The following is a 12,406-nucleotide window of genomic DNA, read 5'->3' on the forward strand; positions in this document are numbered from 1 at the left end:
CGCCAAGATGGCGGCGTTACGCATACTTTTGCGTAACTCCTGCCAGATTTAGGATCGCTTAACAGCCACCTTTATCCCACCTTTAACAAATTTCTCATAATCCTCTAACAACCACTGAGGCAAACAATTATTTGCATCCTGTACCTGTAATTGACCTGGACGACAGTACAACATTGCGGCTAATAGGTGATTTATCGCTTTTTGCCCTGTCATTCCTTTACTTAATTCAGTAACTAATGAGTTCAAAAAAGCCCCTTCACTTTCTATTAGTGGTTGATTAATAATACCACAGCCCAACAAAGCTTTATAGCCCTTACCTAAATCACCTTGGTAGACAGTTTGTAATTGCTCTGCCGGAACTTTTAGCCACAAATCAGCTAATTGCTTGCGAACTCGCCGCAAGTCTGCTATTAACAATTCACTCGTTGAATCTATTTCATAAAGATGCACAGAGCTAAATAATTGACTTAGAAACTGCGGCAGCAAATTTTGCGCTTGCGTAATTGGTTCGGAGAGAGTATCATCTATTTCAGCGGCGGCAAATACACTTTCAAACACCTTGTCATAGTCGCTAATTAACCACTTCGGCAAACGATTTTTAGCATCAGGTACGCGCATTTTACCCGGAGGCAAATATAGCATTGCACCCAGCATAGAATTAATAGCTTTAGGATGCACTAACCCTTTACCAATTTCCGTCAATTCCTGTAAAAACACCTGTTCAGTTTCAAGCATTGGCTCATTTTGAAAACCAGAGTAAAGTATTGCTTGATAACCCTTACCAACATCAGCCATGTAGATAGTTTCCAGTTCCTCCGTTGATACACTTAGCCAAAAATCAGCTATTTGTTTTCTAATCTGGCGGAGTTCCATTACCACAGATTCATCAGTAGGATCGATGCGGTAGAGATTCACACATCCTAGCAGTTGATTCAAAAATTGTGGCGAACTAATATACTGAGCTAGTAACTGAGAGGCTGAGGGTTGGTTAATCGAGTCAAAATTGAGTGCAACTTCACTCTCAAAAACCTGCTCGTAATCTTCTATTAACCAGCGAGGTAGACGAGTCTTAGCATCTGGTATCCGCATTGTTCCCGGAGTAAAGTACAGCATTCCAGCGAGTAAGGAATTAATAGCTTTAGGATGTACCAACCCTTTGCTAATCTGGATTAATTGCTGCAAAAATACCCTTTCTTCTTCAGTCAGCGGTTGATTTTGAAAATCAGAGCAAAGTAGAATTTTATAGCCCTTACCGACATCACTTTGATAGATAGTTTCCAGTTGTTCAGCAGTGACGCTCAACCAATAATCAGCGAACTGTTTACGAATTTGGCGTAAAGATGCAATCGTAGATTCTGCTGATGAATTTGTGCGGTATAGATTTACACAATCCACAAGTTTATTGATAAATTCAGCGCTGGGTGCTAACACTGAACTGCCAAGAGGTGACTGACTATTTTGCCATTTTTGAAAAAGTTCTTGGAATAATTTACCAATAGAAAGCGAGTAGGTATGAGCATCCAAAAACCGAGGATTGCTTTGCATTTTTTGCTGAATTTTTTGTCGATGAATCTGTCGCAATTGCGGGTTACTACCTAGAGCAACTGCCAATCGAAGGTAAGATTGTTGGCTATTAGTAATTAATTCTGGTATTTCAAGTTCACGCAGCATTGCTGACCCTTGGCGGAAGCGCAAAGCATTTCCTTCCATCACTACCGTTGGCAACCCTACTTGTAGAGGGTCAATCAAAGAAGTTGCACCAGCGTAGGGATAGGAATCAAGATAAACATCTGCTAACCGCAAAAACTCTTTAACATCACCGCGACTCGGTAACTGTTTTACGATTAATAGACGCTTGCTATCAACGCCGTATTTAGCTAATACAGCATACAAATTATTCACAAAAGGTGTAGCTGGATAAGTACGAGTCCAAGCTGGGCCAAATGGATATAATATCAGCATAGAATTGGGAACTGCTGCCAGGATTTTCGCCCAACTTTCTCGTAGTTCTGGCAAAATTTTGTAGAAGTTGGCTCCTGAGATGAATACATTTGTGTGTTCAGAAATACCGAGACTATTTCTGGTTGGCTGAAGAGTCGGAACCTCAGACTGAGTAGCGTAATTAAAGCAAAATCCGCTACCATCCAGAATAGCTAATCCCTCTCGATATTGGTCTTTGTAACTAATATCTGGTATTGTCCACTTGCCTGCAATGTAGTAGTCTAAGTGTCGCATTCCCGTAGTTGTCGGCGAACAGAAAGATGTCGTTTGTACCCGTGCTAAACGGTGAAGTGCCAGGGAAGTAGTCGGCTTATTAATAGCTGTTAAGTTAGTGCCAATAAACAGGATATCCAAGTCATCATCGCGGATAGTTTGTACCTGCAAGGCAAAATCTTTAGGAAGTGGAACCAGTTTATCAACGCGACTTTGACAATATTGTTCTAATTGATGACCGCTGACATTGAGAGCATATAGAAAAATCTCAAATTTACTGCGGTCTAAATGTTCAAATACAGGAAGAGTTGCGAAGGTTTCTGTCTGAGGAGCAAAATGATCGTTAAGCACTCCTAAGCGGATTTTTGAGCGAGTTGCTGGTCTGGGTGGGAAAACATAATCAACCTGAAAGCCTCGATTTTTGAGAACCAACTCCATAATATCTGCCCGCTTTGTGTAAATATCTCGCAGGTTTGCAGTCGTAAAGTAAAGAGGAATAAAGTTAGCTATTTGACTGAAAAATAAAGCAATATTTTGCCAGATTTGAGAATCTTGGTTATTAAAGATGTTGGTATGAACGTAATCTAGCCATCCTTGTAGATAGCGATAGTAATTGTCTGCTTCTCCTATTTCTTGGAAGAGGTTGGGACAGACAAACATAAATTTCAAATAGTCATTAACAAACCAATTGGGAATAGCGGCGCGTTCGTATTTGATCGGTAGTCGATCTGCACGGCGGTAAAGCATTGCAGCGAGGAGATAATTGATAGTTTTAACTTCATCAAATCCTTTGGCAATTTGTGTTGCTAGTTGATTGACAAAAGTTTGTTCTTCATCAGTTAGTGTTTCATCTTTAATGCCACTATTCAGCAGTGCTTCATGGATTTTACCTGTTTCTCCTGCATAGGCATTTGCAAGTTGTTCGAGTGTGGAGGAATTGAGCCATCGATCGGCAATCTGTTTTCTTGCTTGGCGGATATTTGCTAATGCTGATGAATCTGATTGATTGCTTTGATATTGTTCGATAATGCTGATTAGGGAAGTCATAGAAGGTGGTAGAGTAATAGATGTTTTAGAGGAAAGCTTAGTAGCAGCTATTAAAGATGAGCTAACTTTTCCTGCCATTTCTGACCAGGAAAACTTTTTAGCTTGTTCTAGACCAGCAGCAATTAATGCTTGACGAGTATGAAAACTTTGCACATCAATTAGTGCTGTTTTTAGTTCTTTAACATCCTCGCCGTTCACATATAAAGCTGCTTGACCTACAACTTCAGGGATTGAGCTATTTTGAGAGGCAATTACTGGGCAACCGCAGGATATGGCTTCGAGCAATGGCAACCCAAAACCTTCATATTTTGATGTTTGAACTAATGCTAAAGCACCAGAGTAAGCACTTCGTAATTCATCATCACTTAGTTTTAAAAGATGAATCTTAATATCGTAAGTGTATGCTTTTAATTCCGTTTCTAATACTGAGTTACCGCCTACACAAACAATCTCAAATTGATGTTTATTTTCTAATTGAGATAATGCTTGGAAGAAGAAAACAGCATTTTTATAGCCGTTAAATCCAACGCGATCGCCCACCCAGATAAAGTAAGGTTTTGAAATATCATATTTTACCTTAAATTGATTAATCTCTACCAATGTTGATGGTGAGAATTTCCTATCTATTCCGCAATGAGCTACTGTTATTGATTCTGGAGAAATATCAGGAAAGTATTTAACTAAATCGCGAGCTGTGCTTTCGGAAATGGCAATATAGGCAGAAGCATGGCGGATACCTTGATGTTTTTCGATCCACATCGGGTTAGCTAAATTGGCTCCCATGACTTCTGGAATCATATCATAAGCCATGAACACAGAGGGTGTCGATCGCGGTGTAGTGTAGTAAGTAGAAATGAAAAGATCGGCTTGTTCTTCATCGCATATTTTCTGCAACATTTCGCGGTCTGCTTCAGTATTGTTGTAGTCATAAGCTGATATTTGTCGATACTTAATGCCAGGAATTTTGGGGAGAGTTCCATTACGATCGAGTACGAGAATATGTTGAGCAAAATCTTGAGTTGCCCATTCTGTAATTAATGAAAGCCAAACACGGGTAATTCCAGAATTGTGAATCTGAAACATTACGCCGTCAATGATGATTTTTGGTGATAAAGTTAGAAGGTTATTTTGTTGTTCTTGCTCCACTTCCTTCGGCTGAAAACCAGCCGGAATTAACTTAGTTACTTCGGCAGAATTACTGCATTTCAATCCTTCTCTAATCTGTGCAATTGCTGAATTTATATCGCCTTTCGCAATCATTGAATGTGCCATTTTCATAGCTTCGATTGCATAGTGTTCTTTTGCCTGATTTGATAATTCCTCAGCCATATTTTTAGGAAGGTAACATTGGGAAATTTTAATAGCCTTGTGAGCGTCAGCGATGTTTCCACCAGACTGCATTAAGCGAGAAGTTTCTGAGGCAGAGTGGAGCCGGAAACACGCTAAAAATTGAGGCTCATACCAAACTTGACAATGAACTGAAATTCGTTTCCACATCTCCCAATCAGCAGCAGAAGCAGCTTGCGGATCAAATTTGCCCAGTTTTTCATAAACGCTGCGACTGACAACAATAGAAGCAAATTGAATCCTTTGCCTAACTGCAATTCGCTCTAGGAAATTTTCGATGATTCCTGCTGTTTCTCGTTCAATTTCCGAGAAAAAGCGTTGCTTTCCTTCTTCATCTATATAGTAATGACGACAAAAAGCTGCTCCTACATTTTGATTTTTTTCTAATGCCACTTGCAAACTTCTGTAAAACCCAGGCAGAACAATATCATCTTGATGTAAGATGTGAATCCAATTGCCGTGAGCCCGCTGGATGCAATCATTCCAATTAGCAATTTGACCGAGATTTTGAGGTTGGCGGTAGAAAGAAATTCTACCATTTCCTATTCTCCTAACAATTTCCTCTACTAAATCAGAGTGTGTTGAACAATCATCAACCACCTCAATCTGCATTTCGTTAGAGTTTGAAGCTTGTTCCAGAACACTTTTTAAGGTTTCTTCAAAGTAATGATCTTTAGGGTTATAAGTTGGGATCATTACTGACCAAAAAGGTCTATGCTGGCTGGTAGATTCAGGCGCGATTGCGGAAACTGTAACCTTTTTATCCTCTGCCCATTCACCAACAAACTCTTGCAAAAACTTACCATAATTTTCCTCGGTAATTTGCAAAGTTTTATTGACATCTATCTTAGGTATTAAATCATTTTTTACAAAGGTTGTTAGCTGTGGATGCCAACCGTATCGTTCTGTAGTATGTAAAACAGATTGTGCCGCTTTAAGATACTGCCAATTTTGTAGGAGAGCTTGATGAACTACTTGGAAATAGAAGTTAAAATTTAAGGGGATTTGCTGGTGAAATCGGCAACGAGCCTCAGAAAATCCTTCTACGAGAGCAGTATAAGCGCATTCAACTGCGTGTTCTACCGAGCAATCAGTCATTTCTAAAACTTGCTCTGAAGACTGTTTCCAATATTCAAGATCGTGGGCAATAGAAGCATAAACTGATGTGGATGCCAGCAACAATTGAATCATGGGTAACGGTTTAGCCCAATCGGTTAATACTGTTTGGGTTACGCCGCTAGAACACCCAATTAAAAGGCTGCAATATTTTGTTAATTCCGCATTTTCTCGTAGTGTCAACACGCTACCATCAATAATTCGTTCATCTGTTACGAGAACTTTCATGCTCGATGAAAGAATAATGCTGCAATCTGGTAAACGAGACAGGAGCGATTGAGCGACAGACAAAGCATATTCTGGCTTAACAAAAGATTGGCTACTACTGCCAGTGAACTCAAATAAAATAACATGACTGCGTTTCAGTAAATTGTGCTGTTCAGCAAAATTACGGACTCTTTCAATCTCATCATTTCGCAGATGCAAAATATTCTGAATCGGTACAGTAATCGGTTTTGGATAGCCTCGAAAAAGAGATGCTTTAGTAGTTCCATCATAATTTTGATAGTTATTTGGACTCACCTGCGTCAAAAAGACTTCATCAAATTCACCTCGATTAAGACGAACCCGTAATTCTTTTTCTAGCCAATACCAACCTTTCACTATTTCCTGCCAATTATTGGCGGGTATTTCCCAGATTTCATCAACAAATGGATTTTCTTCAATTACACTACGACACATTGACGAAATTGCCCAAGTTAAATGGCAATTTGGATAATCATGTTTGATTTGCCTAGCCAAAGTAGTTGCATGAAGACAATCGCCATTTAAGCCAAGTTGTCCTAGCAAAATCCGCTTACTAGAAGAATAGGGATAAATAGCTGGCTGAGATAAATTTTTCATCCTTCAAAGGCCTCAAGTTAAAGCGTGATTTTATCTGGTCTCGATCATCATAGCTGCAAGTTGCTGCAAGTCTATATTTGGCTGCCAGTGGAGGCTGTGCATTAAGGCGGGATTAGATACTAATCGCTTATATTCAGTCTGAAAATTCTCAGTCTCTTCTACATAGCGAGTCCAATCCAAACCAAGTATAGAAAAGCAGACTTTTATCCAATCTTTGATTGTATGAATTTTGCCGGAACCAATGACAGCTTCAAAAACATTTTCCTGTTCTACCAGCGTCATAATTCCCTGTGCTACATCACCTGCAAAAGTCCATTCTTTCTCTACAGAGATATCACCCATTTGCAGTTTTTCATCAGCTCCCTCGACAATGCGCTTAGCGGCAAGAACAACTTTTTGGCTGACATGACTTGGCTTTCTCAGAGGACTTTCGTGATGAAATAAATAGCCTACATAGGCTTTGATACCTAGACTTCTATAATATCGAGCAGCATAGACTGATTGAATGCGCGCGATCGCATAAGTGCTACTTGCTTCAAAAGGAGTATCCTCAGAAATAGGATTCCCATCATTATAGAATTGAACGCCGCTCCCTGTAATAAAAACTTTCGAGTTAGGACTGTATTTGTACACTGCTTCTAAAAGATTCAGCGTACCAGTGGAAATTGCAGCATGATTTTCAAACAGCGCGTCGTGCCGCGTTGTTGATTTAGCAGCTAAATGAAATACATAAGTTGGCTTGTATTCTTTGATGAACTGCTCAACTTGTTCGTAATTCGATACATCTGCGTGTATCCAATTTCCAGAACGTGACAAACCTATCGGTTGAATTCCTTTAGCTTTGTACAATTCATTAAGATAATATCCGTCTTGTCCGTTGGCACCAAAAATAAGAGCGTTCACAGTTTATTTTTCTGAAAAACAAAGGTTGCAAATGTGTAGCGACATCCTTCATAGATAAAATCTGGGTTCGGACAATCCCACTGGGGAACGTCAGGAAGCCTACAATTTTTCAGTAAAGGAAGAATTCGATGCCGCAAATCTTTCTGAGTGTAAAGGCGGAAGTCCACTACTGGAATAAGATCGCCTGGTTTATACTGATCGTTGTAATCACAAGTTAAAATGGCAGTACCTCCAGGTGCCAGAAGTTCAGCGATTTGCGTCATAAATAGTTCATCATCTTGAACGTGCTCCACCACAGATGTTGAAAAAATAATATCATAGCTGCCCTTAATTGTAGATGGTTTATGGAAATAAACATTGAGATCGCAATTGATCGCAGGATCGATTTCTTCTAAGTGATAGCCGAGTTGCTTTAAGGCAGCAGCAGCACTATCTTCATGACTACCAACGCATAAAATTTTAGGTTTTACTAATTGGGATGCAAACTTGTGAGCGGTGTCTAAGATAAAGGCTTGCTGAATATTAGCTTCTGGTATTTTCCGCGCCATCATCTCAGGAACCAAGGCAAATAATTGATTAATGACAGGTTCGTACTGGCTGCGTGCGGCATCGTCCAAAATCCGATTTAATGATGTTACATTAGGAAGACCAACCGTAAAAGATAGTTGAGGTAAATTGCTCTGATGGCTCCGCCCTTGACCTAGCACTTTATCAAGAATTTGCTCATAATTCAAAATAAAATTGGCTTCGCTCCACTCATTATAAAAGGGTACAAGCGGCGCGATGCCATTATCAATAATTTGCTTCAAACTCGAATCTTCGATACAAATTGAAGGATTTGCCGAAAAGACATGACGATACATCCCACATTTATTAATCGCCAGAGGTCGCTGCACTGCTAAAGCGTGTTCAAGTACACTTGAAATCCCTCGATCTTTATGGGAGTCATAGAAAAAAGCATTGAGTGTATTACTTGCCAGAAAATGGAGGAGTTGCTGTTTGCTTAGAAACTCATGGTTAATCGCAAGTTCTATGCCGGGTTTAGAAATAAGTTGACGACAGTTTTCCGCTGTTGCTTTAGCAAATTGTCCTTGCTGTTCGACAACATTATTAAAAGGCAAATGCAGCACTATTTTTGCTCGATCAAATTCTTCCTGTACAAGTGTAACTAACCGTTCAAAACCTTTGTCACTAAATCCAAAACCAAAGCTTCCTACTGTTACGATATCAGGAATATTTTGGCTGTTAATGTAAGGGGAAATCAGGCGTTTGGTCTTGAAAACAATCGGATTATTTTCTGCCAGAGTTGGATCTGGACATAAATGGTAGTCAAACATCTCTCGCGTAGCATTATCTGCTTCCTCCTGAGTGACTTCGTGCATAATTCCTAGCTGTGGAATTTTGTACTGTCTAGTCACCTCTTTTCTCAGCCAAGGCATTGTTGCCAGATAGTAATTATAAATAATCGCAGCCGGATTTGTTTGAGATACTGCATTCTGAAGTTCTGCGTAATTAGAACATTCCGCATAAGCAAAAGAATAGCGCGAAGATTTTTGTAGCGCTTCTGTAATATTGACACCATACTGGTAAATCCCGCATTGTTTTTGCTTATGAGAAACAATGAGTATAGTCGGTTTAGGCGATTCTGAAACTTGTATCTGAACAGTCTTCCGTTCAGTTTTAGGTAGCATTCCAAAATCTTCTAAAACTTCTTCAAACTTGGTTGCAAAATTTTGTGGGTGCCAGTCTGTTTGCATTTGCTTAACTTGCGGCTGTGATGAAGCGATCGCATCTTTTAAACTCTGGAAGGGGTACGGCTTAATATAGCGATGAATGTGCCGAAATGTTTCATTATTTGAAATTGCTAAGGGTCTTCCACTTGATATAGCTTGATCGGTAGTTGCGGAAAGTCCCGCTTGATTCCTGTTGTAAAGAAAACAATTCAGTGTATTCTGGCCGCACCACTCAATGAGTTGTTCTTTGGTCATAAACTCATTGGTAACAACTACTTCAACTCCTTGCTTAGCTACTTTTTTACACAACTCGCTGAGATAATCTGCATAATGTTTTTTATGCAATGTCCAATGTCTATCTTCGCTATAAGTTGATGCCGGAATATTGATTCTGACAATTGCTTTTTCAAACTCTTTATTGACAGCATCTACAACCAATTCAAATCCTTTGCCTATCGTGGCAAATCCAAAAGTACCAATTACAGGAATTGACGATTCACGGTATGGGGTGAGTGGGGTATAAACTTCTAAGGGACGGGGGAAAGCATACACTTTTTTGTCTGCCACATTCATTGTCGGATCGAGCGCTAAATAGGCATCAAAATCATCAGCAGGACAGAAACCGAAGGGGTTATTAGTAAGTGTTTCCAGCACCAATGTTGCTTTTAATCCCGGCAATAAACTCACTCTTTTTGTATTGAGCCAACTCATTGTTACATGATGATAGTTAAAAATGTAAAATTCATAATTATTCGGAATATCAGCCGCATTTTCGCTAATTTCTAAATAATCAAGGTCGTACTTTCCTGAAAGTAATAAACATTGATAAGCCATTTTGCCAGACTCGTAGATGCTACAATTGGCTTTCGCAGTATTTAGAAATAGACCTCGCGGTTTTTTTGTCCCATCTACAACTATTGATGATTGAGAAAATGTTGACGCAAATGCTGTCTGTTCAGGTGCAACCAAACTAGAAATAAATGCCTTAACTTCGGCATAATTTTTAGCATAAACTACCGGATTTTCCAAGTTTTCCCAAAGCTTGACTGGCAAATTCCAGCCAACAATACAGCGAGGTTTGTAGCGATTAATCTCCGTTTGAGATGCTGCATTTACAGCACTTCCTTTCATCAATAAACCAATACATTTATCTCCTACATGGGATAAATCTTTAAGGTTCATTCCACTGCAATCAAAAATATTAGCAGCAGCAAATTCAGGTTGACCTGAACAGTAAAAATTTAGCGTCGGAAAATCCGCTGCTATTTGCTTTAGATTTTCGTCTAAATAAAAATAATTCTGATTAGAAAAAACTTCTCCGTTTTCCACCAAAATGCTATTTTCTCTAACTTCTATTTCCTTCTCTAACTGACCAAAGAAGGTAATCGTAGGCGTATAAATTGGTATTGCTAGCAGATACTTATGATTTAGATTCTGCTGATACATCTGACGATTAAAGGTATGAACGTTGTTTTGGTATGTCATACCATAGAGGTTGAAAATATCATTAAAAACGCCAAACCACATATTGACAAAAATGGCATCATTAGGGCAATTTGGCGTTGGTTCTGTTCCTTGATATTCCTTCCCTTGATATAGAGAAATAGGCAGTTTTAAATCTTCCCACAGATAGGCAGATTTTTCAACACATTCTAAGGTAATTTTCACTCTGGGAAAACTGATTCGGACTGCCTGAATTACGGCTTTTGTCAAAATCACATCGCCGCTGTGAAAACTATTATGCAAGAAGAAATGTGTCATGTTTTTATCCTGTTGTGCGCTGTTTTATTTTTGGACTCAGTTAAAACTTAAGCATTCTTTACGTAATGCCGCCATCTTGGCAGCTCTACTGCGAGCAGAAGTCCCATTAGAATTTAATGATTTCGAGGTTCGGCAAAGGAAAAATTAAGCCGACACCGCTTTTCAAAGTTGCTTCTTCGCGTTTCAAAAATTCTTCTTTGAAATGCCAAGGCAAAACTAAATAATAATCCGGCTTCATGGCTCTTGAATCTGCTTCACTGACAATTGGAATATCTGTACCAAGGGTATAAGCACCATATTTATCAGGGTTTCTTTCCGCCGCTACGTCCACAATTCGATTGTCAATTCCACACCATTGCAAAATGGTATTGCCTTTAGTTGATGCACCGTAAATATGAATACTTTTGCCTTCCTTTTTGAGCTTTTTCAACATTGAAATTAGCTCATCTTTATGCACATTAATCCGATCTTGAAAATTCTTGTACGGTTTGTCAGTATCAAGCTCCAGGTCAAACTCATCTTGACGCAAAAGCTTGATGCGTGTCACCGCTTCTTGTCTTTTGAATGCAAAATTATCAACATTTGTTGCATAACAGCGAATGCTACCACCGTTGATGTCATTAAGAACAGCATCTACTATTTTTAAGTCAGCTTGTTTGAGAATATATTCCAACACCGCTAAACTATAATATTCCAAATGCTCGTGACAAATTGTGTCATAGGAATTCATCTTGAGCATTGATGGCATATAGGACATTTCAAATACCCATAAACCATCAGGAGCCAGGGCTTTTTTGATTTCTTGACAGAAATTTACCGGGTCTTCCAAGTCATAAAACATGGCGATTGAGGTAATAATGTCAAATTTTTCGCCTTGCAATACTTTGGTCAATTCTTCAGAAGGAAAAATATCTTGAATAGCTGTAATATCTCCGGTAATTTCTTGCGCTACGTCAGAAGGATCGACTCCAAATTTGATAAAATTTGGGGGATAAGACTTGAGTAAAGTGCCGTCATTACAGCCAATATCCAAAACACGGGCATTACTTTTGTTAATCAGTGCTGTTGCTTCTTGAGTAATTCCCTGTAAGTGATTTCGCATTGTCTGATTAGTACCGGAACGATACCAATATGCAGAATACAAAACTTCTGGTGGAACTGTATGTTCCATCTGCAATAAACCGCAGGCGTTCTCATCTTTTGTAGGATCGCAACGCAATAGAGAAAGGGCTATTTTTCTCATTGGTGGTTCTTCTTTTCCTGGCTTAAAAAAGGAACCTTGTAAATGTTGTTCTCCTAAATTAATGACTGGGGTGAGTGCTGAAGAACCGCAGACTCGACAAGTTTTACGATGGCCTAAGTGCATGGTTTTGCCTTTAAAAATTATTGTTTGGATTTATCGCACCCTTGACGTAGCGCCGCCATCTTGGCGGTGAGTTGAC

General features: G+C 39.3%; 4 protein-coding genes. All 4 read right to left on the reverse strand.

Going from position 1 to position 12,406, the window contains the following annotated elements; all coding sequences use genetic code 11:
• Positions 1 to 48 precede the first annotated feature (48 nt).
• On the reverse strand, positions 49 to 6,567 hold the full coding sequence (locus PY364_RS10400) for a glycosyltransferase (RefSeq protein WP_275522295.1): 6,519 nt from the start codon (positions 6,565 to 6,567) through the stop codon (positions 49 to 51).
• A 30-nt stretch (positions 6,568 to 6,597) separates the two neighbouring features.
• Positions 6,598 to 7,470, reverse strand: a complete 873-nt coding sequence (locus tag PY364_RS10405) for a GDP-mannose 4,6-dehydratase (protein WP_275522296.1) — start codon at positions 7,468 to 7,470, stop codon at positions 6,598 to 6,600.
• On the reverse strand, positions 7,467 to 10,964 hold the full coding sequence (locus PY364_RS10410; RefSeq protein ID WP_275522297.1) for a methyltransferase domain-containing protein: 3,498 nt from the start codon (positions 10,962 to 10,964) through the stop codon (positions 7,467 to 7,469). Before PY364_RS10410 ends, PY364_RS10405 begins: the two co-directional genes overlap by 4 nt.
• Positions 10,965 to 11,070: 106 nt before the next feature.
• Positions 11,071 to 12,330: a class I SAM-dependent methyltransferase gene (locus PY364_RS10415; protein WP_275522300.1), complete on the reverse strand. Its 1,260-nt coding sequence runs from the start codon at positions 12,328 to 12,330 to the stop codon at positions 11,071 to 11,073.
• Positions 12,331 to 12,406 lie beyond the last annotated feature (76 nt).

It is taken from the genome of Kamptonema sp. UHCC 0994 (genome assembly GCF_029167235.1).
Taxonomy (GTDB): domain Bacteria; phylum Cyanobacteriota; class Cyanobacteriia; order Cyanobacteriales; family Microcoleaceae; genus Kamptonema.

Bases quoted from the DNA above. Each gene is read 5' to 3' on its own strand.
- PY364_RS10415 (WP_275522300.1), bottom strand. From the start codon at position 12,330: ATGCACTTAGGCCATCGTAAAACTTGTCGAGTCTGCGGTTCTTCAGCA.
- PY364_RS10400 (WP_275522295.1), bottom strand. From the start codon at position 6,567: ATGAAAAATTTATCTCAGCCAGCTATTTATCCCTATTCTTCTAGTAAG.
- PY364_RS10410 (WP_275522297.1), bottom strand. From the start codon at position 10,964: ATGACACATTTCTTCTTGCATAATAGTTTTCACAGCGGCGATGTGATT.